This is a genomic window from Pseudomonas svalbardensis (assembly GCF_030053115.1).
In the GTDB taxonomy this organism is placed as follows: domain Bacteria; phylum Pseudomonadota; class Gammaproteobacteria; order Pseudomonadales; family Pseudomonadaceae; genus Aquipseudomonas; species Aquipseudomonas svalbardensis.
Genome location: NZ_CP125619.1, coordinates 932400 through 957652, shown reverse-complemented (window position 1 = coordinate 957652; position 25253 = coordinate 932400). Strand labels below are relative to the sequence as shown.

Here is a 25253-nt window from a genome sequence, read left to right as displayed (position 1 = left end):
AGATTCAAATGTCACTGTTAGAAATCAAGAATCTCAACGTTCGCTTCGGCGACAAGAACGCCGTTCCGGTGGTCGACGGTCTCGACATTACCGTGGACAAAGGCGAAGTTCTGGCCATCGTTGGCGAGTCGGGTTCCGGCAAGTCCGTGACCATGATGGCGCTGATGGGCCTGATCGAACATCCGGGGATCGTCACCGCCGACGCCCTGAATTTCGATGGCAAGAACATGCTCAAACTGAGCAATCGTCAGCGTCGGCAGATCGTCGGCAAAGATCTGGCCATGGTCTTCCAGGACCCGATGACCGCGCTGAATCCAAGTTACACCGTCGGTTTCCAGATCGAAGAAGTGCTGCGCCTGCACCTGAAAATGTCCGGCAAGCAAGCCCGTGCACGCGCCATCGAACTGCTGGAAAAAGTTGAAATCCCGGGCGCCGCCAGCCGTATGGATGCTTACCCGCATCAACTGTCCGGTGGTATGAGCCAGCGTGTTGCGATCGCCATGGCGATTGCCGGCGAACCGAAATTGCTGATCGCCGACGAACCGACCACGGCACTGGACGTAACGATTCAGGCGCAAATCATGGACCTGCTGTTGGCCCTGCAGAAAGAGCAGAACATGGGCCTGGTGCTGATCACTCACGACCTCGCGGTCGTGGCCGAAACCGCTCAGCGTGTGTGCGTGATGTACGCCGGCCAAGCGGTCGAAGTGGGTCAGGTGCCTCAGCTGTTCGACATTCCGGCGCACCCGTACAGCGAAGCGCTGCTCAAGGCGATTCCGGAACACAGCCTGGGCGCCACGCGCCTGGCGACGCTGCCGGGCATCGTTCCCGGTCGTTATGACCGCCCGCAGGGTTGCCTGCTGTCGCCGCGTTGCCCGTATGTGCAGGATTCCTGCCGTCAGCAACGTCCAACCCTTGACCCGAAAAGCAACAGCCTCGCCCGCTGCTTCTACCCGCTGAATCAGGAGGTGGCGTAATGGCCGTCGTACTTACCGCCCGCGACCTGACCCGTCACTACGAAGTGTCCCGTGGCCTGTTCAAGGGCCATGCGACCGTGCGCGCCTTGAACGGTGTGTCGTTCGAACTGGAAGCCGGCAAGACCCTCGCTGTCGTCGGCGAATCAGGCTGCGGCAAATCCACCCTGGCCCGCGCCCTGACGCTGATCGAAGAGCCGTCCTCTGGCTCCTTGAAAATCGCCGGGCAGGAAGTCACCGGCGCGAACAAGGCTGAACGCAAGCAACTGCGCAAAGACGTGCAGATGGTGTTCCAGAGCCCTTACGCGTCGTTGAACCCACGGCAAAAAGTCGGTGACCAGCTCGGCGAACCGCTGCTGATCAACACCAACCTAAGTGCTTCCGAACGTCGTGAGAAAGTGCAGGCGATGATGAAGCAGGTGGGCTTGCGTCCTGAGCACTACCAGCGTTATCCGCACATGTTCTCCGGCGGTCAGCGCCAGCGGATCGCCCTCGCCCGCGCGATGATGTTGCAGCCTAAAGTGCTGGTAGCGGATGAACCGACCTCGGCGCTGGACGTGTCCATTCAGGCGCAGGTGTTGAACCTTTTCATGGACTTGCAGCAAGAGTTCAACACCGCTTACGTGTTCATCTCCCACAACCTGGCGGTGGTGCAACACGTCGCTGATGACGTGATGGTGATGTACCTCGGTCGCCCGGTGGAAATGGGCCCGAAGAACGACATCTACGAGCGCCCTCTGCACCCGTACACCCAGGCGTTGCTGTCGGCCACCCCGACCATTCACCCGGACCCGAACAAGCCGAAAATCAAGATCGTCGGCGAGTTGCCCAACCCGCTGAACCCGCCGTCCGGCTGCGCTTTCCACAAGCGCTGCCCGTACGCGACCGAGCGCTGCAGCACCGAAGAGCCGGCCCTGCGCCTGCTCGACAGCCGCCAGGTGGCTTGCCATTACGCCGAGCAGTTTCTCGACGGCGCGGCATAAAAAAACGCGCCTCAGTCACTGAGGCGCGCTTTTTCAGAGTTAACCAAACCCCTTCTTGCCGGATGGCGCATCAGCCCGACAGTCGGGGTTTTCTTTTGCCTGTCATTTAAGCCCCTTCTGCCTCGTCGCTGTCCGGATCATCGGTGGTCGAGTCGTCATCGTCCGCGCTGCCGCCCTGCCCCTGATCACCGGGCTCCGATTCGGATTTGGCGATCATCAGATCACTGTGCCCGACCTGCCCGCTCGAAGCCTGGGTATCGTGATTCTCGCACTCGGCCCAGACCGCCGAACTGCCGAGGGCCAGCATTACCAATACTTTCGACATCAGTAAAACGCGTAGCAATCTGTTCATAACCGATTCCATCCATTTGTAGGTGAAACAGCGGTGCCTCTCTGGCGCTGAATAAAATCTAGTTCCGATTGATTCAGTTCTCCAGATAGGACGCTGACGAATGGACGGAATGCCCTTGGCGGGAAGATTGGTTGTGAATAACGCCTATAACCAGATCAGCTAAGTGACGCAGGCTCGCCGCGCGCCGAGGAGAGAACCCGTTGCCGCTCCGACAAACGCGTTGTTTGATAAAACAGCGGTATGGACAACACCGCCAGAGCCGCGCTTGCGAGCCAGACACTGTGGCCACCGAAATGACCGTAAAGCTGACCGCCAAGTACAGGTGAAAACAGCGCGCTCGCACTCCAGCACATGAAGAACAGACCGAAGTACTGGCCGCTTTTTCCGGCTTGCGCGTGCTGCATGACGAGTACATTGAGCGGCGGCATGAACAGGGCTTCCCCCAGGGTCCAGACCACAGTGGAAAGGCAGGCGTAAAACATCCCGGAACCGAGCGGCAACATGCCGAGTCCGACCGCCAGCAACACACATCCCGCCGCCAGTTGCCGGCGCGCGCCCCAGCGTTCACCCCAGTGCGAAAGCGGTATTTGCAATACCACAATCAGCATCGCATTGAGCCCAAACTGCCAACCGATGGCTTCAGTGCTCAACCGGTAGTAATCCCGCAGGTAATTGCCGAGCATGCTGTAGATCGAGTCGAACGCCATGCCAAGCAGGATCACCGCTGCCAGCAACCAGAGGAACGGTCGATCTCGATAGGGGACGCCTGTGCCTGTGCCTGTGCCGACATCGGGCGTTTCGTCAGGAATCAGCACCGGTCGATGCCATGTCGTGCGGACAAACCAAAGCAATGCCAGCAGCGTCATGGCCGCGCTGACAAAAAACACCCAGCGAAAATCGGTCTGCGCCAGCACCCCGCCCGCCAAGCCGGCGGCAGCCATCCCGAGGTTTCTGGCGACACGGCTCAAGGTCTGCGCGCGAGAACGCTGCGCCACCTCGCAGTACTCCATGATCAGCCGCTGATGCAGCGTACGAATAGCTCCGTCGAGTGTCCCGCTGAGCAAAAGCAAACCTGCCAGCAGCGGCACCTGCGTGGTCAGCCCGAGCAAGACCAGCGTCCACACCGAGGCAAAAAACAGCGCAGCCGTCAGCCGCGCCGTGGGCACATGATCGCTCAGCCATCCGCCCAGCATCGAGCCGATCAGCAGTCCGGCGCCGTAAGCGGACAGCAGCCAGCCGACTGTTTCAATGGCCAGCCCCAGTTCCTGACGCAGGTACAGCGCCATGAACAGCTTGACCATGCTGCTCAAGCGATTGATGAAAAGCAGCGCCGCCAGCACCCAGGCCATGGTGCAGAAATAGCCATCCAGCCGCAGCAGGTGAGTCAGCCGACTCATCATTCCATTGATCCTTAAAAAGACAGCTATTTGCCAATTGCCTTTCGAACAGTAGACGGCTACGACTGAGTTGTCTCGAGTAGAAACGCCAACAACGCAAAACCAGAGTCAAGCTACCCGGCCAAAGGAAAAAACCTACAGAAAAACCGTTGCGCAACATCCCATTCTCATGGGTTAGCAGCGCTCCGGAGCCTTGAGTTATGGTATCGCTGAACCTTCAGACAAAGGCTGGCTGGCGTATTTGCGAGCAACTGAGTGCATTCGCTGTAGTGCTGCATGCACTCATGAAGCGAAACGACAATTCCCGAGCCGCCATTGGCCCTGACCTGCGCAGTCATTTCCAATGCGGTAGGTGGCAGGTGCGTATAAAAAGTGGGTTCGAGAACCTCGTCAGGACTCCAGGTCGCGCCAGGAAAATGCGCATATTCCGACTGTACCCATAAACCGTTGGCTGTCTGCGTATAGCGTGGAGCAGAAGCGCCCTCGAAATTTCCGTCGAGTAAGTGCAGAACCATGTCGCTGGTCGCGAGATGTTGAACCAACAAAAATGAAGTAGTGGCAACCTGTGTCCAGTGATGTTTCGTCACTTCCACACCTGAGCAATACCCCAAAAGACCATAGGCACTCGGCGTCACCATACTAGATGCAGCATGGGTTGCCTGACGGCAGAAAACCCGATTGCCGTGGCGCTGAATGAAAACTAGTTCCGATCAGCCAGGTTCTCCAGATAGGACGCTAACGAATGGACGGAATGCCGTTTGTGGGGAGATTGGTTTTGAATAAGAGTTATCTCCAAACCAACTAACAGCGTCGAAATCGGGGCATTAAGAAACCCCGCAGTTTTCACAGCGGGGTTTTTAGGCACTTACTTTTTACTTCTTAATTTAAATTGAGTCTCAACTTCATCGAGCACAGACAATTTCGACAAGCCAGAAAGATTTGCACTTCCTGTCACATCAACCCTCTTGGGCTCCCCTCTATCGCTTTCAACGGTACATTTAAAAACCACTTCGATTTCATTTTTGACGGCATCAATATTACTCACACGAACTGTCCCCCCAGACACGGGGTGCCACTGGACGCCGTCGGCAGTTCTAAAGTAAAACGACACGGCACTGTCACTTGGCAGGTCGTCATTTCTATCGGGATAAAGTTTATACTCCTTACCCTTTTGGATTTCGCGTATATAAAAGAAGTCTACAAAAGATGCGTTGCCTGCATCATCGCCCCCCGATAAGTGGCTTTCGAAAAAAGGCGGGCGATATAGCCGCAACTCACACTGGGTTGCGTTAAATTGAAACATCCCCTTGAGATCAACTTTATATTCACCTGTAGTTCCAGAATCTGTATTAGCTGTCATGACAATCTCCTTTAAAAAAATACTGTAGAGAATCATTTCTCCCCATTTTTTATACCGAAGATGCCCCCACAGTTCTACTGTCAAATCTGACAGTTGAACCTGTTTTCAACCATGAAATCGACGAACGGACACCCAACAAAAAACCCCGCAGCTCTCGCAACGGGGTTTTCGGTGTAGCCGATCAGCGCCTAATGGTGCTCACGCGTCGCGCGGAATTTCACGTCCGGCCAACGCTCTTCCATCAGCGCCAGGTTGACCCGCGTCGGGGCCAGGTAGGTCAGGTGACCACCGCCGTCGATGGCGAGGTTTTCCACAGCCTTGATCTGGAATTCTTCGAGCTTCTTCTTATCGCTACAATCGATCCAGCGCGCGGAATAAACGGTAATCGGCTCGTAGGAGCACTCGACCTTGTATTCCTCTTTCAAACGGCTGGCGACCACATCGAACTGCAGCACACCGACGGCGCCGAGAATGATGTCGTTGCTGCGCGTCGGGAAGAACACTTGGGTCGCGCCCTCTTCCGCCAGTTGCTGCAAGCCCTGACGCAGTTGCTTGGATTTCAGCGGATCACGCAGGCGCACGCGACGGAACAGTTCCGGGGCGAAGTGTGGAATGCCGGTGAAGCCCAGGACTTCGCCTTCGGTGAAGGTGTCGCCGATCTGGATGGTGCCGTGGTTGTGCAGGCCGATGATGTCGCCGGCAAACGCTTCTTCCAGTTGCTCACGCTCGGAGGAGAAGAAGGTCAGCGCATCGCCGATCCGCACGTCCTTGCCGGTGCGCACGTGGCGCATCTTCATGCCTTTTTCGTACTTGCCGGAGCAGATACGCATGAAGGCGATACGGTCGCGGTGTTTCGGGTCCATGTTCGCCTGGATCTTGAACACGAAGCCGGCGAATTTCTCTTCAACCGGTTCCACGGTACGTTCGTTGGCGACACGGGCCAGCGGTTTCGGCGCCCAGTTGACCACGGCGTCGAGCACGTGATCGACACCAAAGTTGCCCAGTGCAGTACCGAAGAACACCGGGGTCAGTTGGCCGTCGAGGAATTCCTGTTGATTGAATTCGTGACAAGCGCCCTGTACCAGTTCCAGCTGATCGACGAAGCGATCGTACTCGTCGCCCAAGTGCGCGCGGGCTTCATCGGAGTCGAGCTTCTCGATGATTTTCACATCGGTGCGCTCGTGGCCGTGGCCAGCGGTGTACACGATGATGTAGTCGTCAGCGAGGTGATAAACACCCTTGAAATCGCGGTAGCAACCGATCGGCCAGGTGATCGGCGCTGCCTTGATCTTCAGGACCGCTTCGATTTCGTCGAGCAGTTCGATCGGGTCGCGGATGTCACGGTCGAGTTTGTTGATGAAGCTGACAATCGGCGTGTCACGCAGACGGCAAACGTCCATCAGCGCGATGGTCCGTGGCTCTACACCCTTACCGCCGTCGAGAACCATCAATGCCGAGTCAACCGCCGTCAGGGTGCGGTAAGTATCTTCGGAGAAGTCTTCGTGGCCCGGGGTGTCGAGCAGGTTGATCATGTGGTCGCGATACGGGAACTGCATGACCGACGTGGTAATGGAAATACCCCGTTGTTTTTCCATTTCCATCCAGTCGGAGGTGGCATGGCGGTCGGACTTGCGAGATTTCACCGTGCCAGCAATCGCAATCGCCTTGCCCATCAGCAAGAGCTTCTCGGTGATGGTGGTTTTACCGGCATCGGGGTGGGAAATAATGGCGAAAGTGCGGCGTTTCGCGACTTCGGCGGCCTGTTTGGTCATGGGAAATCGCCTGGCAGGTGATTCAAAAAAGGGCGGCGAGTATAGCGCAAACCGAGCCTTACGGACCACCGCTCGCCCTGTCGCCAACGGCGATCGACGGGCCGGAAGGGAGATCAAGGGTGGCTAAATGCTGTTAATTATGGAACCTTTTAAAAGGTGTAGACGTCCACTCCCCTGTTACGGCACTCGTACCAGGGGCTGAAAAATCAGCAAGTTGGCCTGACGAGGCTGCGCTTATGGCTCGATCTCATGCGGTTTTATCAGCATGAAGAGCTGCTTCTCGCGAACGTTGATAATCCCGGCAGCCAGGAATGGCATGCCACTCGGGACTGCGTTCGCCGACAAAGAAAAAGGAGTCTGCCTGTGGCTATTCGCTATGGCAAAGGGCTGATAGGAGGTGCGGTTGTCGTCGCCCTTCTGGCCCTGCTGGTCCACTGGATTGGCATCAACACGATCGAACATTACCGCGACGATTTGTTGTTTTACCTGCAAGCCCATTTGATTCTCGTCCTCGCTTCCATGCTGGCCGCCCTCGTTGTGGGCATACCCGCCGGTATCTTCCTCAGCCGCCCGACCATGGTGGGCCGCGCTGAACGCTTCATGCAGATCTTCAACATTGGCAACACCGTGCCGCCTCTTGCCGTACTGGCCATCGCCCTGGGTATCCTCGGCATCGGCAGCGGCCCCGCGATTTTCGCCCTGTTCCTCGCCTCGCTGTTGCCGATCGTGCGCAACACCTATGAAGGCCTGAAAAACGTTCAGGGTTCGCTCAAGGAAGCGGCCGTCGGCATCGGCATGACACCGACTCAGGTGCTGTGGCGGGTCGAACTGCCGAACGCCGTGCCGATCATCATCGGTGGCGTGCGCGTGGCGCTGGCGATCAACGTCGGTACCGCACCGCTGGCGTTCCTGATTGGCGCCAACAGTCTGGGCAGCCTGATTTTCCCCGGCATCGCCCTGAACAATCAGCCGCAACTGCTGCTCGGCGCGGCCTGCACCGCCCTGCTGGCCTTGCTGCTCGACGGCCTGGTGACACTCGCCAGCCGCCTCTGGCTCGAACGCGGCCTCCGCCCGTCTTAAGCCTCGGCAAAGGAATTTTTATGAAGACATTAAGCTTTTTAATAGGCTGCGTTCTGCTGTTCGCAGGATTTGCCCAAGCCGCTGAAAAACCGGTGATCCGCATCGGTGCCCGGGTGTTCACCGAACAAACCCTGTTGGCGGAAATCACCTCCCAATACCTGCGCACCAAGGGTTACGACACCCAAGTGACCGGCGGTCTGGGCAGCAACCTGGCCCGCAGCGCCCACGAAAGTGGTCAGCTGGACCTGATGTGGGAATACACCGGCGTCTCGCTGGTGGCTTACAACCACATCACTGAAAAACTCGACAGCGCTCAGTCCTACGCCAAGGTGAAAGAACTCGACGCGAAAAAAGGCCTGATCTGGCTCACCCCGTCGAAATTCAGCAACACCTACGCGCTGGCCCTGCCGGAAAACACAGCGAAGGCCTACCCGCAGATCAACACCATCAGCGAGCTGAACACGGTGATGCAGGCTGAGGCGAAGACCCATCACCTGGTGGCGCTGGACACCGAGTTCGCCAACCGTTCCGACGGTCTGGACGGCATGGTCGACCTCTACGGCATGAACCTGACCCGCAAAAACATCCGCCAGATGGACGCCGGGCTGGTCTACACCGCCCTGCGCAATGGTCAAGTGTTTGCCGGTCTGGTCTACACCACTGACGGTCGTTTGAACGCCTTCAAGCTGAAACTGCTGGAAGACGACAAGCATTACTTCCCGGACTACACCGCAGCACCGGTGGTGCGTCAGGTGTATCTCGATGCTCATCCGAAACTCGCCGAAGAACTCAAGCCGCTGGCTGAACTGTTCGACGACGCCACCATGCGCCAGCTCAATGCGCGGGTCGACGTCGATCACGAAAGCCCTTCATCCGTTGCTGCAGATTTCCTGCGCCAGCACCCCATCAAATAAGGAGGAAAAGACATGGAATTTCTGAACGCCTTTTCCCATCTCGACTGGCCGCTGGTCCTGCAACTGACCGGACAGCACATCACCCTCGTCGGCATTGCTGTGACGCTGGCAATCCTCGTCGGCGTGCCGCTCGGCATCCTGATGACACGCTTCCCGACCCTCGCCGGCCCCTTGCAGGCCAGCGCCACGGTGCTGCTGACCGTGCCGTCGATTGCGCTGTTCGGCCTGCTGCTGCCGTTCTACTCCAAGTTCGGCCAGGGCCTGGGCCCGATGCCGGCGATCACTGCGGTGTTTTTGTACTCGCTGCTGCCGATCATGCGTAACACCTACCTCGCCCTGACCGGCGTCGACCCCGGCATTCGTGAAGCCGCCCGCGGCATCGGCATGACCTTCGGCCAGCGCCTGCGCATGGTCGAGCTGCCGATCGCTGTGCCGGTGATCCTCGCCGGTGTGCGCACCGCCGTGGTCATGAACATTGGTGTGATGACCATCGCCGCCACCATCGGCGCCGGTGGCCTCGGTGTACTCATTCTCGCTTCCATCAGCCGCAGCGACATGTCGATGCTGATCGTCGGCGCCGTGCTGGTCAGTCTCCTGGCCATCTTCGCCGACCTGCTTCTGCAATGGCTGCAACGCACGCTGACTCCAAAAGGACTCCTGAAATGATCGAACTTCAAAACCTCAGCAAGACCTTCCAAAGCAACGGCAAAGATGTGAAAGCCGTGGACTCGGTAAGCCTGACCGTCAATGAAGGCGAGATCTGTGTGTTCCTCGGGCCATCGGGTTGCGGCAAAAGCACCACGCTGAAAATGATCAATCGCCTGATCAAGCCGACCTCCGGCAAGATCCTGATCAACGGCGAAGACACCACCGACCTCGACGCCGTGACCCTGCGCCGCAACATCGGTTATGTGATCCAGCAGATCGGTCTGTTCCCGAACATGACCATCGAGGAAAACATCACCATCGTTCCGCGCCTGCTCGGCTGGGACAAACAGAAATGCCACGACCGCGCCCGCGAGTTGATGAGCATGATCAAGCTTGAGCCCAAGCAGTATCTGAATCGCTACCCGCGCGAACTGTCCGGTGGACAACAGCAACGGATCGGCGTGATTCGTGCGCTGGCGGCGGATGCGCCGTTGTTGCTGATGGACGAACCGTTCGGCGCGGTTGACCCGATCAACCGCGAGATGATCCAGAACGAGTTCTTCGAGATGCAACGCGCGCTGAACAAGACCGTGATCATGGTCAGCCACGACATCGATGAAGCCATCAAGCTAGGCGACAAGATCGCAATCTTCCGCGCTGGCAAACTGCTGCAGATCGATCACCCGGACACTTTGCTCGCGCACCCGGCGGATGACTTTGTCAGCAACTTCGTCGGCCAGGACAGCACCCTCAAGCGTCTGTTGCTGGTGAAAGCCGAAGACGCGGCGGACAACGCGCCGTCGGTGAGCCCGGAAACGCCAGTGGCTGAAGCCCTTGAGTTGATGGACGAACTGGACCGTCGCTACGTGGTGGTCACTGATGGCGAGAACAAAGCGCTGGGCTACGTGCGCCGTCGCGACCTGCACCGTCAGACCGGCACGTGCGCGCAATACCTGCGCGAGTTCAACGCCACTGCGGTGTACGACGAACATTTGCGCATCCTGCTGTCGCGCATGTACGAGTTCAACCGCTCGTGGTTGCCGGTGATGGATGCGGAGCGGGTGTTCCTGGGTGAAGTGACACAGGAATCGATTGCCGAATACCTGAGCTCCGGCAAGTCCCGTGGGGGCAAGACCAGTATTGTTTCGCCAGCTGAGACTGCCGTCGCCTGATCTGACGCCTTCGTCGGAACGCCGCCCGGGACAAGCCCGCTTGTGTCTTGGGCAGGAATTAGACTGAGGGTGAGAGCGGTGAGTGGCAAGCTGAATGCCCGGAGTGCTTAAAGCACGTGTGGGAGCCCATGCTGCCATTCACCTCTCCGCTCTGGTTATTGAGCCCGAACAGTTGAACGAGCCGACCTCGAACATTACAAGCGTGGTGCCCAGCCAGAGTGCTCTCACCTTTGAGTGTAAGAGGGATCGGCTATGTTTTCCTGCGCAGGCATCGATGTTTCCAAAGATACCCTTGAAGTTCGGATTAACCCGCAAGACGTTGGCGCGAGTCACCTCAATACCGCCAGTGATTTCCTTGCGCTGATTGACTGGTTAAAGCGCTATCAGGTCAGCCGCGTATTGCTGGAAGCCACCGGCGGCTATGAGCGAGAGGTCATGAAAGCGCTTCAGGCTGCCGGCTTCGAAGTCTTGCGGATCAACCCTCGCCGAGCCAGGGATTTTGCCAAGGCCATGGGGCAGCGCGCTAAAACCGACCCGATAGATGCGCGGCTGCTCGCGCAGTTTGCCGAAGTCATAAAGTCGCCAAGCAACCGAATCACCAGCCCTGAACAGGACAATTTGCGTGCGCTGGTACAGCAGCGCGAAAATTTTGTTCAGCAGCAAGGCGACGATATACGGCGCCTTAAAACAGCCTCTGCTGACACGGTAAAACCCTGTCTGCGAAGTCATATCGACTATTTATGCCAAGCCATAAAGTCGATAGAAAAGCTGATCCGTCAAACTGCTAAAGACCTGGACAGTGATAAAACGGCCCGTTTGTGCTCGGTCAAGGGTATAGGGCTCGTGACGGCAGCCAGCTTGATGGCCTACTTACCCGAGCTGGGCGAGGTTGGACGGCACGAGATTGCAGCGCTGGCAGGCATAGCCCCCTACAACGACGACAGTGGCAAGCATGAAGGCCCCCGCCACATTAGCGGCGGCAGGTTTGCTGCGCGTCGGGCAATGTACATGGCGTGCTGGGTGGTGATTCAGCGACAGCCTGAGTTCAAAGCGCGGTATGACGCACTGCGTCATAAGGGTAAATGCGCAAAAGTAGCGCTCATCGCCTGTATGCGTGTGTTGTTGATACGGCTGAACGCCATGATCCGAGACCGAACCGAGTGGAAAGAACCCTTGGCCTAAACGGGTCGCGGTGTTCCTGTAGGGCATCGCATGGCGTAAAGCTGTGGGAATTCAGCTGTCTATCAATATGCCTTCAGAATAAAGATCATCAAGACAGTTGCTCCCACATTGGTCCGTGTTCATCCACAAGATTGTGAGCTGACACAGGTCCAATGTGTGGGCTTGCTCGCGAATGGAGCACCACAAGTTCCACTGAAACACCTCAAAGATCCCTGCAAAGGGAACATCACACTGTCACACAGGTCGGTTACATCAGTAACAGTCCAGGACCGCACGACGGATGCGTGTAAAAACGCGACATTTTTTGTTGATCTCAAGCCCCTCACGCCCTAAAGTTCGCGCCGAACGTCCATGCTGGAAACGATCCATCCGGCTCAAGTACTGACGACGAGACAGCAAGGCCAAGGGAAAGCCCCGCTTCCCATGGCCTTTTTGCTTTCGGCGACATGCCTTGGGAAGTAGGCGAACCAAAGTGGGGATACGGAGGACGTTCATTTGCACCCATTGATTAATCTAGTTTGCCAGTAGGAGTTCCCAGCATGTCGATCAACGTCGAAGACTATTTCGCGCGCGATACCTTCAACAAAATGAAGGCCTTCGCCGACAAACAAGAAACCCCGTTCGTGGTGATCGACACCGCGATGATCAGCCAGGCCTATGACGACCTGCGCGCCGGTTTCGATTTCGCCAAGGTCTACTACGCGGTCAAGGCCAACCCGGCCGTCGAAATCATCGACCTGCTCAAAGAGAAAGGCTCGAACTTCGACATCGCCTCGATCTACGAGCTCGACAAAGTGATGAACCAGGGCGTCGGCCCGGATCGCATCAGCTACGGCAACACCATCAAGAAATCCAAAGACATTCGCTACTTCTACGAGAAGGGCGTGCGTCTGTATGCCACCGACTCCGAAGCCGACCTGCGCAACATCGCCAAGGCTGCACCGGGTTCGAAAGTCTACGTGCGCATCCTCACCGAAGGCTCGACCACCGCTGACTGGCCTCTGTCGCGCAAATTCGGCTGCCAGACCGACATGGCCATGGACCTGCTGATCCTCGCTCGCGACCTGGGCCTGGTGCCTTACGGCATCTCGTTCCACGTCGGCTCGCAACAGCGCGACATCAGCGTCTGGGACGCGGCGATCGCCAAGGTCAAAGTGATCTTCGAACGCCTGAAAGAAGAAGACGGCATTCACCTGAAGCTGATCAACATGGGCGGCGGCTTCCCGGCCAACTACATCACCCGCACCAACAGCCTGGAAACCTACGCTGAAGAAATCATCCGTTTCCTCAAGGAAGACTTCGGCGACGAGCTGCCGGAAATCATCCTGGAACCGGGCCGTTCGTTGATCGCCAACGCCGGCATCCTGGTCAGCGAAGTGGTGCTGGTCGCCCGTAAATCCCGTACCGCGGTAGAGCGATGGGTGTACACGGATGTGGGCAAGTTCTCCGGCCTGATCGAAACCATGGACGAAGCCATCAAGTTCCCGATCTGGACCGAAAAGAAAGGCGAAATGGAAGAAGTGGTCATCGCCGGCCCGACCTGCGACAGCGCCGACATCATGTACGAAAACTACAAGTACGGTTTGCCGCTGAACCTGGCGATTGGTGACCGTTTGTACTGGTTGTCGACCGGTGCGTACACCACCAGCTATAGCGCCGTTGAGTTCAATGGCTTCCCGCCGCTGAAGTCGTTTTACGTGTAAGCGCTACTCGTAGAAATGGAAAAGCCCATGACGATTCATGGGCTTTTTTGTGTCTGAAATCCGCCCCCGAAAACACCCCGCTGCCCTGTAGGAGCTGTCGAGTGCAACGAGGCTGCGATCTTTTGATTGTTAAGGGCAAGATCAAAAGATCGCAGCCTCGTTGCACTCGACAGCTCCTACAGGGGTTTAAGATCGTGCTCCAGTTCGGCGGAGCGATGGGCATAATCCACCGCCAACGCTCGAATTTTCGGATCCGTCGCGCTCGCCAACGCCTTACTGGCGACCCGCAAGAAATTCAGGTTCCCCCCGGCCAGTGCTTTGTGCAGCCAACCCAGCGCCTCGTCGATATCGCCTTCATCCGCCAGCACGGCGGCATAACTGAACTGCCCGCGAAAATCCCCGCCGAGCGCCGAGCGTCGATACCAGTCACGCGCAGCTTGCGGATCTGCCGGACACACCCGCCCGTCTTCCAGGTAACGCCCCAGCAGGTTCATTGATTTCGCATGGCCCAGCTCGGCCGCCTGGCGATACAGGTTCAGCGCGTGCAGCTGATCCTCAGTCACCCCGCGTCCGGTGGCCAACAGATTGGCGTAGTTGTACAACGCCCAATCCAGTCCGGCTTCGGCGGCCTGGCGATAATGCCCTGCAGCAACCGAAGCATTGGCAACGCAACCCCAGCCATGCTCATGACAACGACCGAGCATGTTCCGCGCCATCAAGTGCCCGCCCTGGGCGGCGATCTCGAACCAGCGCACCGCCAGCGGTTGATCCTGCTCGATGCCCTGCCCATCCAGCAGAATCTGCCCGAGCAAGGCCTGAGCATCGAGTACACCTTCGCGGGCGGCGATTAGAATTGCCTGGGCGGCACGTGCAGGACTTTCGTCGAGCATGGCTTTGAGACGATCACCGTCGAGCACTTCCTCACGCCGCAGTTGATAACTCATACCTCGACCCAGCGACGCAACAGGTTGTGATAAGTACCGGTGAGGCGAATCAGCGAAGGGTGATCAGGCATGTCCTGGGTCAGCTGCTGGATCGCCCCGTCCATCTCGAACAGCAAGGCGCGCTGACTGTCTTCGCGGACCAGGCTTTGGGCCCAGAAGAACGAGGCGTAGCGAGTGCCGCGTGTCACGGCGTTGACCTTGTGCAGGCTGGTGCCGGGGTACAGAACCATGTCGCCGGCCGGCAACTTCACCCGTTGGGTGCCGAAGGTGTCCTGGATTTCCAGTTCGCCGCCGTCGTAGTCGTCCGGTTCGCTGAAAAACAGAGTGGCCGACAGATCGGTGCGCACTCGCTCGATGCTGCCTTTGGGCTGGCGCACGGCGTTATCGATGTGAAAGTCGAAACTGCCGCCGGCTGTGTAACAGTTCAGCAACGGAGGGAAGACCTTGTGCGGTAACGCCGCGGACATAAACAGCGGATTTTTCCACAGCCGTTCCAGCATCGCCGCGCCGACTTCCTTGGCCAGCGGATGACCTTCCGGTAACTGCAGATTGTGCTTGGCTTTGGCCGACTGGTAGCCGGCGGTAATCTTGCCGTCAGCCCAATCTGCGTGCTCCAGAGCCTCGCGGATGCGCTGCACTTCTTCTTTCGCGAACACGCCGGGAATGTGCAGCAGCATGGAATGACACCTGAAGACAAAGAGGCGGCAATGGTATTGATTCTTATTGCCCTTGTAAAACCCCTGTGACGAACGAGCCACCAAAAACCGTAAGGTTAAATTGTAAAGAATGTAAATTTGTCGCGAATAGTAACGTTTCGCAATTGATACAAATACCTGTTTACCCTATATTCCGCGGCCTCAAATCCTTGGGGAGGGGAATTCTCATGTCACGCCAACAACTACAATTACCGGTCAGTTCACCGCGTTTGCTCGCGTCTGCAATTGGCGTGGCAATCACCGCCAGCTCTGCGGGCCACATGGCTTTCGCGGCTGAAAAGACCGACGAAAAAGCACCGAGCAACTCGATTTCCCTGGGCGCTACCGCTATCAACGGCGAAGCTCAGGACGAGACCTCCTACAAGACCGATACCTCGGCCAACAAGAAGTACACCGCGCCACTGCGTGAGACGCCGAAAAGCGTCACCGTGATTCCGCAACAAGTGATTCGCGACACCGGCGCCACTAGCCTGGTCGACGCGCTGCGTACCACACCGGGTATCACGTTCGGTGCCGGTGAAGGTGGCAACCCGGCCGGCGATCGTCCGATCATTCGCGGCTTCAACGCCGAAAGCGACACGTTCGTCGACGGCATGCGCGATCCGGCGTCCCAGAGCCGCGAGATCTTCAACGTTGAATCGATCGAAGTCAGCAAGGGCCCGGGTTCCGCCTTTACCGGCGCCGGTTCCACCGGTGGCAGCCTGAACCTGGTGAGCAAGACCGCCAAACTGGGAAATGCCTACAACGGCGGCTTCACCTGGGGCTCGGATCAGACCAAGCGCACCACCCTCGACCTGAACCAGCAGATGACCGACACCTCGGCCTTCCGTCTGAACCTGATGAAGCACGAAGCCAACGTCGCCGGCCGTGATGCCGTGGACGTCAGCCGTTGGGGCGTGGCACCTTCCTTCGCGTTCGGCCTGGGTACCGACACCCGCCTGACCGTCGGCTACTACCACGTTGAAACCGACGACATGCCCGACTACGGCATCCCGTTGACCTTGAGCCCCAACCGCAGCAAGTACAACGTCGATAAACCTGTGAATGTCGATCGCGACAACTTCTACGGCCTCACCGGTCGCGACTTTCGCGAGACCAGCAACGACAGCGGCACCCTCAAGATCGAACACGATCTGAATGATGACCTGACCGTGTCGAACAGCTTCCGCATGTCCCGTTCCACGCTCGATTACATCGTCACCAACCCGGACGACAGCAAGGGCAACGTGGTCAATGGCAGCGTGTATCGCGGCGCGAAAAGCCGTAACTCGACGTCCAGCGGCTGGATCAACCAGACCGACCTGAGCGCCAAGTTCAACACCGGCGCCATCGAGCACAGCCTGGTCACCGGCCTTGAGTTTTCCTATCAAGACACCCACAACCGCCCGTACATCCTGACCCAGACCGCCAGCGGCACTCGCTGCAACCGCGCCCTGTTCAACTCCGGCGACTGCACCAGCCTGCAGAATCCGACGCCTGGGGATAACTGGAACGGCTCGATCGCCGACAGCGCTGCGTTCACCGACACCGACACCAAAACCGCTGCGGCCTACGTGTTCGACACGCTGAAGTTCAACTAGCAATGGTCTCTGAACCTGGGCTTGCGCTATGACAACTACGAGGTCGAATCCAGCGGCTTCGCCAACGCTAGCAGCACAGCTCCAGCGGGCAGTTTCTCCCGTCAGAACACCAGCGACCTGGTGAACTACCAGATCGGCGTGGTCTACAACCCGTTGCCTAACGGCAGCATTTACGCGGCCTACTCGACCTCCAGCAACCCGGCTGGCGAAACCAGCGGCAACGGTGGTCTGGAACTGGCAGCGAACAACAGCCGTCTGGATCCAGAAAAGAACCGCAACTACGAGATCGGCACCAAGTGGGACTTCTTCGGTGACGATCTGTCGCTGACCGCCGCGCTGTTCCGTACCGAGAAAACCAACGCCCGCATCAACGATCCGGACGGCGGCACCACTCAAGTGCTGGACGGCGAACAGCAGGTCAATGGTGTAGAACTGAGCTACAGCGGCAAGCTGACTCGTAACTGGAGAGTCTTCGGCGGCTACACCTACATGGACAGCGAAGTGGTCAAAACCACCCTCGCCGCCGATGAAGGCAACCACATGCCAAGCACTCCACAGAACAACTTCACGTTCTGGTCGACCTACGATCTGGTGCCGGACAAGTTGACCGTCGGTGCCGGTGCAACCTACGTCGATTCCCAGTTCGGCAACGTCGCCAACTCGGTAGAGATCCCGTCCTACTGGCGTTACGACGCGATGGCCAGCTACCGCCTGACCAAGAACGTCGACCTGCAACTCAACGTACAGAACCTGACCGACGAGCGTTACTTCGATCAGATACTGCAGAACCACTACGCCCACGTGGCGGCGGGCCGTACCGCCCTGCTGAGCGCCAACTTCCACTTCTGATTGCCAGTCACACCGCAATCCCTGTGGGCGCGGGCTTGCTCGCGAAGAGGGAGTGTCAGTCGCCATCAATGCCACCTGACATACCGCTTTCGCGAGCAAGCCCGCTCCCACAAGGGATTGCGTGTAAAGACTGAAATCAGGGACAGGCCCCGTTCATCCAGGTGAACGGGGCTTTTGTGCGTAATAAAGAATGTTTCTCGACAACCCACGGCATAATGCGCGCCGTGATCAATATTTTCGAACGAACAAGGCGAGCAACGTGTTGAAGAAAACCCTGTTCCAGTTGCACTGGTTTTTCGGCATCAGCGCCGGACTGGTCCTGGCCCTGATGGGCATCACCGGGGCGACGGTATCGTTTCAGGATGAAATCCTGCGCGCGCTGAACCCTTCTGTGCTGCTGGTCGAGAAGCAGGTCGCTGGCGTCCTGCCGCCCGCCGAACTGGTGGAAAAAATCGAGGGCGCCTCCGGCAAGAAAGTCGCGATGCTCTGGGTCGAGACTGACAGCGGCAACGCCGCGCGGGTGTCCTTTACCCCACCGCCGGGTGAGCGCCGCGGCGAGATGCGCTACTTCAACCCGTACACCGCCGAGTTCATGGGCGACGCCACTGGCCGGGACTTCTTCGGCTTGATGCTGCAACTGCACCGCTTCCTCGCCATGGGCGATAGCGGTCGGCAGATCACCGGTGCCTGTACGCTGATTCTGGTGTTCTTCTGCTTGTCCGGTCTTTACCTGCGCTGGCCGCGTCAATGGAAAAGCTGGCGCGCCTGGCTGACCCTCGACTGGAAGAAAAAAGGCCGCAGCTTCAACTGGGATTTGCACTCCGTCGCCGGTACCTGGAGCCTGGTGTTTTACCTCCTGGCAGCGCTGACCGGGTTGTCCTGGTCCTATGAGTGGTACAACAAGGGCCTGACCCGATTGCTTTCCGACTCACCGCAGAACGAGCGCGCCCGCAGCGGTCGCGGCCCTGCGCCAAGCGGCCCGGCGCCCACCGCCGATTACGCAGTGATGTGGAGCAGCATCTACAGCGCTGCCGGTCCTGCACTGAGCGCCTACAACATCCGCATGCCGTCAGTGGCCGGGCAGCCGGTCAACGTGTTCTACCTTTTGAGCAGTTCGCCCCACGACCGCGCGCTGAATCAGATCAGCCTCGATCCGGCGACCGGCATCGTCAAACGGCATGACCGCTACAGCGACAAGAGCCTCAAGGCGCAACTGCTCACCAGCATTTACGCGCTGCACGTCGGCAGCTACTTCGGCATTGTCGGGCGGATCATCCTGACGATCAGTGCGCTGACAATGCCGCTGTTTTTCGTCACCGGTTGGTTGTTGTACCTCGATCGTCGACGCAAGAAAAAGCAGATCAAGGATGCCCGCAAAGACCTCGCACAACCAGACAGTGACGCACCGGCGTGGCTGATCGGCTTCGCCAGCCAGAGCGGCTTTGCCGAGCAACTGGCGTGGCAGACCGCCGGGCAATTGCAGGCGGCGGGCCTGCCGGTGAAGGTTCAGCCGCTGGCGGACGTCAGCGAGCAAGACTTGCGTGATTCCAGCAATGCGTTGTTCGTGGTCAGCACCTTCGGCGACGGTGAAGCGCCGGACAGCGCCCGGGGGTTTGAGCGCAAAGTGCTGGGCCGGACGTTGAGCCTGGAAAGCCTGAACTACGCCGTGCTTGGGCTTGGCGATCGACAGTATCAACATTTCTGCGGCTTCGCTCGACGCTTGCACACGTGGCTGGGCGAGCACGGCGGCAAGACCCTGTTCGCCCCGGTGGAGGTCGACAGCGGCGATCCTTACGCCTTGCGTCACTGGCAGCAGCAACTGGGCCTGCTGACCGGACAGGCGCCCGTGGACACTTGGCAAGCGCCAAGCTATGACAACTGGAACCTGACCCGCCGTGAGTTGCTCAACCCTGACAGCACGGGTTCAGGCGTGTACTTGCTGGGCCTCACCGCCCCCAGCACCAGCAGTTGGCTGGCCGGTGACCTGGTGGAAGTGTTGCCGCGCAATTGTCCGTGGGCGATCGAACATTTCCTGGATGGCCTGGGCATTGACGGTCGCGCCACGGTTGCGCTCGGTGGCCTGTCACAACCGCTGGAGCAAGCCCTCGCCAGTCGACAACTGCCAGAAAACAGAACTCACTTGGTCGGCCTGCATGCTCAGGCGCTGGTGGATGCGCTGGTGCCCTTGGCCATGCGCGAATACTCCATCGCCTCGATCGCCGCCGATGGCGTGCTGGAATTGATCGTGCGCCAGGAACGGCATCCTGACGGCAGCCTGGGCGTCGGCTCCGGCTGGCTGACCGAACACGCCCCGGTGGGCGGCACCATCAGCCTGCGCGTACGGCGCAACAGCGGTTTCCACCTGCCGACCGAGCCGGTGCCGATGATCCTGCTGGGCAACGGCACCGGCCTGGCCGGGCTGCGCAGCTTGCTCAAGGCGCGGATCGCCGATGGACAGCAACGTCATTGGCTACTGTTTGGCGAACGCAATCGCGAGCATGACTATCTGTGTCGCGATGAGCTGGAAGAATGGTTGATTTCGGGGGATCTGGAGCGGCTGGACCTGGCGTTCTCGCGGGATCAGGCCGAGAAGATCTACGTGCAGGATCGACTGCGCGAGTCGGCGGACGAGCTGAAAAAATGGCTGGCCGAGGGCGCGGTCATTTACATCTGCGGCAGCTTGCAAGGGATGGCTTCAGGCGTGGATCACGTGCTTAACGAAATACTCGGAATTGAAGAGGTTGACCGCTTGATCGAGCAAGGTCGCTACCGGCGTGACGTGTACTGAAAGAGCCCCTCACCCTAGCCCTCTCCCAGAGGTAGAGGGGACTGACTGTCGTGGTCAACTAATTCCGGACACCTCGATAGGTGATTTTGATGCCATCGCCCGTTCATAAACTGTCGGTGGCAGATATCCCAGTTTCGAGTGCAGCCGTTCGTTGTTGTAAAACCCAACGATGTACTCAGTGATGTCGCGTATCGCCTCGCCATGGTTGGCGTAATCACGTCGCCATACCCGCTCCATTTTCAAGCTCAGGAAGAAGCGCTCCATCACTGCGTTATCCCAGCAGTTACCTTTACGGCTCATGCTTTGCTGCATGTCACTTCTTGCCAGCAGCGCTCTGTAGCTCGCACTCGCGTACTGGCTGCCGCGATCCGAGTGGGCGATCAAGCCGGGTGGCGGTTGACGTTGAGCAACCGCCAGCTGCATTGCACTGCACACCAGTTCAGCGGGCATGTTCGGCGCCATTGACCAGCCCACTACCTTGCGTGAGAACAAGTCCAGCACCACAGCCAGATACAACCAGCCACTGCGGGTTCGGATGTAGGTAATGTCTGCTACCCAGGCCTTGTTCGCCGCCTCGGGTTCAAATTGGCGGTTCAATACATTTTCAGCAATCGGCAGGTCATGTTTGCTGTCGGTGGTGTGCACAAATTTACGCTTCCAGGCCGAACGCAGGCCGTTGACGCGCATCATGCGGCGAATCTTGTAAATGCCTACTTCCATACCCTTTGCACGTAACGCTTTACGCAATGGGCGACTGCCATAGCAGCCGCCACTTTCAGCAAACGACGCCTTGAGTTGCAGAGCAACGGGGCAGATCGATGCAGGAGCCTCAGCGCGCTTGTTGGCCTCGTAGAAGCCGGATCGACTAACCCCCAACAAACGACACACATACGCCACCGAATAAGCCTTCTGTTGCAGCTGCCGAACCAAGCGGTACGTTACTTCAGCTCGCGGGCAAAGAAGGCGGTGGCTTTTTTTAATACATCGTTATCCATCTTGAGTTGACGGTTTTCTTGCTCCAACTGACGAATACGCTGTTGCTCAGAGGTCAGCGGCTTGCCGATCCCGGCTTGTCCCAACTTCTCGGCCTCATACTGTTGTACCCAGCGTCGAACGGCCGTATCACCAATATCAAGATCACGACAAACCTGTGAAACACTCAGGCCCTGGTCCTTGATCATCTTTACAACTTCCAGCTTGAAGCTGTCGTCGAATACTTTACGTTTGTCGGTCATGGAGAACTCCTCAATAGGTGCATTTTCCACCTATCGGGGTGTCCGGGGAAATTAGACCACTGCACTCAGGTTTCGAATCCAATGGAGATCGGCCCCCTTTCCCCCTCTCCCCCGTGGGGAGAGGGCTGGGGTGAGGGGTGGATCTATCAGACTGGCTGCAACTTCTGCTCAAACACCCCAACCCCATCCAAATCCCGCAACACCACACTCATCTCCCCCGTCTGCCCATCAATATTCACCTCACAAAAAAACTGAAACCCGGCAAACGGTGAGGTGTTCTGTGCCGGTGGTGCTTTCTCGAACACCACTTCCGGGCCAAAGGTCTTATCCAGCGAATCAGGCCCGAAACTCCCCGCATTCAAAGGCCCGGCGACAAACTCCCAGAACGGTTCGAAATCCTGAAACGACGCACGGTCCGGGTGGTAATGGTGCGCGGCGCAATAATGCACATCCGCCGTCAGCCAGACTAAATTGCGCACCTTCTGCGCCCGCAGGAAGCCCAACAACTCGGCAATTTCCAGTTCACGCCCCTGGGCCGGCCCCGGATCGCCATTGGCCACGGCTTCCCAACGCGCCACACCGGGACTGACTTCACCATCCGGTACGCCGAGGCCAATCGGCATATCAGCAGCGATGACTTTCCACTGGGCATTGGAGGCCTTCAATTCACGTTTGAGCCAGTCCAGTTGTTCACGGCCAAGGAAAGGTTTAGCGGCACCCAGGTTGTCGTCATTGGCCCCGCGATAGCTGCGCATATCGAGCACGAACACATCAAGCAATGGCCCATAACCGAGCTTGCGATAAATCCGCCCGCCGTCATCGGCGCTCTGCAATCGCATCGGTGCGTATTCGAGCCAGGCCTGACGCGCGCGGCCGACCAGGCTGTGGATATCTTTGCTCTTGTAGCGCTCATCCAGTTGCTTGCCCGGCGACCAGTTGTTCACCACTTCGTGGTCGTCCCACTGCCAGATCTGCGGGACCTCGGCGTTGAAGCGGCGGATGTTTTCGTCCATGAGGTTGTAGCGGTAATTGCCGCGATAATCGTCGAGGGTTTCGGCGACTTTGCTCTTGGCTTCAGTGGTGATGTTGCGCCACACGCGGCCGCTCTCTGTGGTGAGCTGCGCAGGTACGGGGCCGTCAGCGTAGATGGTGTCGCCGCTGTTGATAAAAAAATCTGGCAGGCGCAATCGCATGGCTTCGTAGATGCGCATGCCGCCGATGTCCGGGTTGATGCCGAAGCCCTGGCCGGCGGTGTCGCCGCTCCAGACGAAACGGATATCGCGACGGGTTTGCGGCACGCTGCGCAGATGGCCGAACCAGGGGTCGCTGGCGACGCCGCTCTGGGCATCTTCGAAGTGCACACGGTAGAAAATCGCTTGGTCGGCGGGCAGGCCAGTGAGTTCGACGCGGGCAGTGAAATCGGTATTGGAATCGGCCAATGGCGAGACAAAACGACGAGGGTTGCTGAACAGGCTGCGGGTGTCCCACTCCACCACCATTCGCGCAGGGCGATCACATCGGCTCCAGATCATCGCCCGGTCGCCCAGCACGTCGCCGGACTGCACGCCATCGGTGAGTTGCGGACGATCTTTGACCGAAGCAATCACCGCCGGCGCCAGGCCTGGCAACAACAGCCCGGCACCGACGGCTTGTATGACGCGACGACGGCCGAGGTCGAATTCGCTCATAGTGTTCTCCCTGAAAAGGAAAACTAAAGCACATACGCATGAAATGACTGTGACACAGCCCCCTGTGGGAGCGAGCCTGCTCGCGATAGCGGTGTAACAGTCAACTTATCTATTGAATGTTAAGCAGCCATCGCGAGCAGGCTCACTCCTACAGGAGATTGTTGGGGTGTCAGGCGCTGACGGGTTCTATTGCCAGCTCAACGACTTCCGGCCGCTTGACCACCGCATAAACCACCGCCGTCAGCAGACTCCCCGCCACAATCGCCAGCAAATAAAGCAGCGCATGGTTGATCGCATTCGGGATCGCCAGTACGAACAGTCCGCCGTGCGGCGCCATCAGTTTGCAGCCGAAATACATCGACAACGCACCGGTCAGCGCACCACCGGCAATGCTCGCCGGAATCACCCGCAGCGGGTCTTTCGCGGCAAACGGAATCGCGCCTTCGGAGATAAAGCACAACCCCAAAACCAACGCGGCCTTACCGGCCTCGCGTTCAGCCTGGGCGAACTTGCGTCGGGCAATAAACGTGGCGATGCCAAGACCAATCGGCGGCACCATGCCGGCTGCCATGGTCGCGGCCATCGGTGCATAACTTTGCGACGCCAGCAGCCCCACCGAGAACGCATACGCGGCTTTGTTGATCGGCCCGCCAAGGTCGACGCACATCATCCCGCCCAGCAACACACCGAGCAGAATCGCGTTGGTGGTGCCCATGCTGTCGAGGAAATGCGTAAGGCCTTCGAGCATCCCGGCCACCGGTTTGCCCACCACGTAGATCATCACCAGACCGGTGAACAGACTCGCCAGCAACGGGATGATCAGGATCGGTTTCAGCGCCTCAAGACTTTGTGGCAAGCGCGCATAACGGTTGATCGCCTGCGCTGCGTAACCGGCGATGAAACCGGCAATGATCCCGCCGATAAATCCGGCGCCCAGAGTACTTGCCAGCAAACCACCAATCATCCCCGGCGCCAGGCCCGGACGGTCGGCGATCGAGTAGGCGATGTAACCCGCCAGCAGCGGCACCATCAGCTTGAACGCCGTCTCGCCGCCGATCTGCATCAGCGCCGCCGCGAGCGTGCCCGGTTCCTTGAACGCAGTGATGCCGAACACGAACGACAAGGCGATCATCAGACCGCCCGCCACCACCATCGGCAGCATGAACGACACGCCGGTCAGCAGGTGTTTATAGACGCCACTTTTCTCTTGCTTGGCCGGGCCTTTGGCACCGCTCGAAGCGGTTTCCTGAGTGCCTTCGGCCAACGCTTTATTCAGCGTCGCTTCGGCTTGTTTGAGGGCGATGCCGGTGCCGCAACGGTAAATCTTCTTGCCGGCAAAACGCTCGGTGGCGACTTCGATATCGCAGGCCAGCAGCACTACGTCCGCATCGGCAATCGCCGCTGCACTCAACGGATTGCGGGCACCGACCGAGCCCTGGGTTTCCACTTGCAGGTCGTAGCCCAGACGCTTGGCCGCTTGCTGCAAGGCTTCAGCGGCCATGAAGGTGTGAGCGACGCCAGTCGGGCACGCAGTAATCGCGACCAAACGCGGGGCGTTTTTTACGAGTGCGGCAGGCTCGGCCACGGCGTCGGGGGCGATGTAAACCTGAGCCTCTTCAGCACCGCGACGCAGCACCGCTTCAACATCTTGCAGGGCTTGCGCCGGGGTGCTTTGGAACACCCGCTTGCCGACGAATCGCGACATATCCACCGGCGCACTGGTCACCAGCAATACCCACTCGGCCGCCTCGATCGTGGCCGCCGACAATTGGCGTTCAGGGTGCGCGGCATCGTTGACTTCGACACTGGTGCTCCAGCCCTGACGCTGGGCCGCCGCATCAAGCAAACGGGCGCACAGCACACTGGTGACCATGCCGTTCGGGCAGGCCGTAACAATGGCTAACTTCATGACAAAC

The 25253-nt window shown here is 58.6% G+C and carries 19 protein-coding genes and 1 pseudogene; 10 read left to right on the top strand and 10 right to left on the bottom strand.

Annotated features, from left to right (window positions below):
- The first annotated feature begins 8 nt into the window (after positions 1–8).
- Both QFX16_RS04125 and QFX16_RS04120 read left to right on the top strand, forming a co-directional pair.
- Entirely contained in the window at positions 9–977 is a 969-nt protein-coding gene (locus QFX16_RS04125; RefSeq protein WP_283182933.1) for an ABC transporter ATP-binding protein, read from the top strand.
- Positions 977–1957 carry a peptide ABC transporter ATP-binding protein gene (locus QFX16_RS04120; protein WP_282375031.1) on the top strand — a complete coding sequence of 327 codons (981 nt, stop codon included), beginning with the start codon at positions 977–979 and terminating at the stop codon, positions 1955–1957. Before QFX16_RS04125 ends, QFX16_RS04120 begins: the two co-directional genes overlap by 1 nt.
- A 106-nt stretch (positions 1958–2063) precedes the next feature.
- On the opposite strand, the gene QFX16_RS04115 is transcribed toward QFX16_RS04120, so the two are convergent.
- From QFX16_RS04115 to QFX16_RS04095, 5 genes are all read right to left on the bottom strand, one after another.
- A complete protein-coding gene (locus QFX16_RS04115) occupies positions 2064–2309 on the bottom strand; it encodes a hypothetical protein (RefSeq protein WP_283182932.1) in 246 nt (81 codons plus the stop codon).
- A 155-nt stretch (positions 2310–2464) separates the two neighbouring features.
- Positions 2465–3709, bottom strand: a complete 1245-nt coding sequence (locus QFX16_RS04110) for an MFS transporter (protein WP_283182931.1) — start codon at positions 3707–3709, stop codon at positions 2465–2467.
- Between the two features lie 164 nt (positions 3710–3873).
- A complete protein-coding gene (locus QFX16_RS04105) occupies positions 3874–4401 on the bottom strand; it encodes a DUF6002 family protein (protein ID WP_283184519.1) in 528 nt (175 codons plus the stop codon).
- Positions 4402–4571: 170 nt separating this feature from the next.
- Entirely contained in the window at positions 4572–5066 is a 495-nt protein-coding gene (locus QFX16_RS04100) for a hypothetical protein (protein WP_283182930.1), read from the bottom strand.
- Between the two features lie 188 nt (positions 5067–5254).
- Complete coding sequence (locus QFX16_RS04095; RefSeq protein WP_131062973.1) at positions 5255–6838, bottom strand: peptide chain release factor 3; 1584 nt, start codon at positions 6836–6838, stop codon at positions 5255–5257.
- 363 nt (positions 6839–7201) lie between these two features.
- Here QFX16_RS04095 and QFX16_RS04090 point away from each other — a divergent pair, with 363 nt between their 5' ends.
- The 6 genes from QFX16_RS04090 (at position 7202) to QFX16_RS04065 (ending at position 13537) form a co-directional block, all read left to right on the top strand.
- Positions 7202–7918, top strand: coding sequence for an ABC transporter permease (locus QFX16_RS04090; protein ID WP_008148956.1), 717 nt, complete (start codon positions 7202–7204; stop codon positions 7916–7918).
- A gap of 20 nt (positions 7919–7938) precedes the next feature.
- Positions 7939–8832 carry a glycine betaine ABC transporter substrate-binding protein gene (locus QFX16_RS04085; RefSeq protein ID WP_283182929.1) on the top strand — a complete coding sequence of 298 codons (894 nt, stop codon included), beginning with the start codon at positions 7939–7941 and terminating at the stop codon, positions 8830–8832.
- A gap of 12 nt (positions 8833–8844) precedes the next feature.
- Positions 8845–9498, top strand: a complete 654-nt coding sequence (locus QFX16_RS04080; RefSeq protein WP_008148960.1) for an ABC transporter permease — start codon at positions 8845–8847, stop codon at positions 9496–9498.
- A complete protein-coding gene (locus QFX16_RS04075) occupies positions 9495–10652 on the top strand; it encodes an osmoprotectant ABC transporter ATP-binding protein OsmV (protein ID WP_283182928.1) in 1158 nt (385 codons plus the stop codon). The genes QFX16_RS04080 and QFX16_RS04075 overlap by 4 nt, the downstream gene beginning before the upstream one ends.
- A 252-nt stretch (positions 10653–10904) precedes the next feature.
- Complete coding sequence (locus QFX16_RS04070; protein WP_283180508.1) at positions 10905–11834, top strand: IS110 family transposase; 930 nt, start codon at positions 10905–10907, stop codon at positions 11832–11834.
- A gap of 539 nt (positions 11835–12373) precedes the next feature.
- Entirely contained in the window at positions 12374–13537 is a 1164-nt protein-coding gene (locus QFX16_RS04065; RefSeq protein ID WP_059403206.1) for a type III PLP-dependent enzyme, read from the top strand.
- Between the two features lie 176 nt (positions 13538–13713).
- Here QFX16_RS04065 and QFX16_RS04060 read toward each other — a convergent pair whose 3' ends face one another.
- Complete coding sequence (locus QFX16_RS04060) at positions 13714–14481, bottom strand: tetratricopeptide repeat protein (protein WP_283182927.1); 768 nt, start codon at positions 14479–14481, stop codon at positions 13714–13716.
- Positions 14478–15158: a Fe2+-dependent dioxygenase gene (locus QFX16_RS04055; RefSeq protein WP_283182926.1), complete on the bottom strand. Its 681-nt coding sequence runs from the start codon at positions 15156–15158 to the stop codon at positions 14478–14480. Before QFX16_RS04055 ends, QFX16_RS04060 begins: the two co-directional genes overlap by 4 nt.
- Positions 15159–15364: 206 nt before the next feature.
- Between QFX16_RS04055 and QFX16_RS04050 the strand changes: the two are divergent.
- Positions 15365–17626, top strand: a pseudogene (locus tag QFX16_RS04050) (TonB-dependent receptor).
- A 259-nt stretch (positions 17627–17885) separates the two neighbouring features.
- On the top strand, positions 17886–20414 hold the full coding sequence (locus tag QFX16_RS04045; RefSeq protein WP_283182925.1) for a PepSY domain-containing protein: 2529 nt from the start codon (positions 17886–17888) through the stop codon (positions 20412–20414).
- A 54-nt stretch (positions 20415–20468) separates the two neighbouring features.
- On the opposite strand, the gene QFX16_RS04040 is transcribed toward QFX16_RS04045, so the two are convergent.
- The 3 genes from QFX16_RS04040 to QFX16_RS04030 form a co-directional block, all read right to left on the bottom strand.
- A protein-coding gene (locus tag QFX16_RS04040; protein ID WP_283180883.1) for an IS3 family transposase occupies positions 20469–21649 on the bottom strand; the annotation gives its coding sequence in 2 pieces (ribosomal slippage) (positions 20469–21394 and positions 21394–21649; 1182 coding nt in all).
- A gap of 146 nt (positions 21650–21795) precedes the next feature.
- Entirely contained in the window at positions 21796–23337 is a 1542-nt protein-coding gene (locus tag QFX16_RS04035) for an alkaline phosphatase D family protein (RefSeq protein WP_283182924.1), read from the bottom strand.
- A gap of 169 nt (positions 23338–23506) precedes the next feature.
- On the bottom strand, positions 23507–25246 hold the full coding sequence (locus QFX16_RS04030; RefSeq protein ID WP_283182923.1) for a PTS fructose-like transporter subunit IIB: 1740 nt from the start codon (positions 25244–25246) through the stop codon (positions 23507–23509).
- Positions 25247–25253: the final 7 nt, after the last annotated feature.

Excerpts from the sequence above, each read along its gene's own strand:
- QFX16_RS04070 (WP_283180508.1), top strand. The coding sequence starts at position 10,905 with ATGTTTTCCTGCGCAGGCATCGATGTTTCCAAAGATACCCTTGAAGTT.
- QFX16_RS04125 (WP_283182933.1), top strand. The coding sequence starts at position 9 with ATGTCACTGTTAGAAATCAAGAATCTCAACGTTCGCTTCGGCGACAAG.
- QFX16_RS04115 (WP_283182932.1), bottom strand. The coding sequence starts at position 2,309 with ATGAACAGATTGCTACGCGTTTTACTGATGTCGAAAGTATTGGTAATG.
- QFX16_RS04095 (WP_131062973.1), bottom strand. The coding sequence starts at position 6,838 with ATGACCAAACAGGCCGCCGAAGTCGCGAAACGCCGCACTTTCGCCATT.
- QFX16_RS04120 (WP_282375031.1), top strand. The coding sequence starts at position 977 with ATGGCCGTCGTACTTACCGCCCGCGACCTGACCCGTCACTACGAAGTG.
- QFX16_RS04100 (WP_283182930.1), bottom strand. The coding sequence starts at position 5,066 with ATGACAGCTAATACAGATTCTGGAACTACAGGTGAATATAAAGTTGAT.
- QFX16_RS04085 (WP_283182929.1), top strand. The coding sequence starts at position 7,939 with ATGAAGACATTAAGCTTTTTAATAGGCTGCGTTCTGCTGTTCGCAGGA.
- QFX16_RS04035 (WP_283182924.1), bottom strand. The coding sequence starts at position 23,337 with ATGAGCGAATTCGACCTCGGCCGTCGTCGCGTCATACAAGCCGTCGGT.
- QFX16_RS04110 (WP_283182931.1), bottom strand. The coding sequence starts at position 3,709 with ATGATGAGTCGGCTGACTCACCTGCTGCGGCTGGATGGCTATTTCTGC.
- QFX16_RS04080 (WP_008148960.1), top strand. The coding sequence starts at position 8,845 with ATGGAATTTCTGAACGCCTTTTCCCATCTCGACTGGCCGCTGGTCCTG.
- QFX16_RS04075 (WP_283182928.1), top strand. The coding sequence starts at position 9,495 with ATGATCGAACTTCAAAACCTCAGCAAGACCTTCCAAAGCAACGGCAAA.
- QFX16_RS04055 (WP_283182926.1), bottom strand. The coding sequence starts at position 15,158 with ATGCTGCTGCACATTCCCGGCGTGTTCGCGAAAGAAGAAGTGCAGCGC.
- QFX16_RS04030 (WP_283182923.1), bottom strand. The coding sequence starts at position 25,246 with ATGAAGTTAGCCATTGTTACGGCCTGCCCGAACGGCATGGTCACCAGT.
- QFX16_RS04065 (WP_059403206.1), top strand. The coding sequence starts at position 12,374 with ATGTCGATCAACGTCGAAGACTATTTCGCGCGCGATACCTTCAACAAA.
- QFX16_RS04060 (WP_283182927.1), bottom strand. The coding sequence starts at position 14,481 with ATGAGTTATCAACTGCGGCGTGAGGAAGTGCTCGACGGTGATCGTCTC.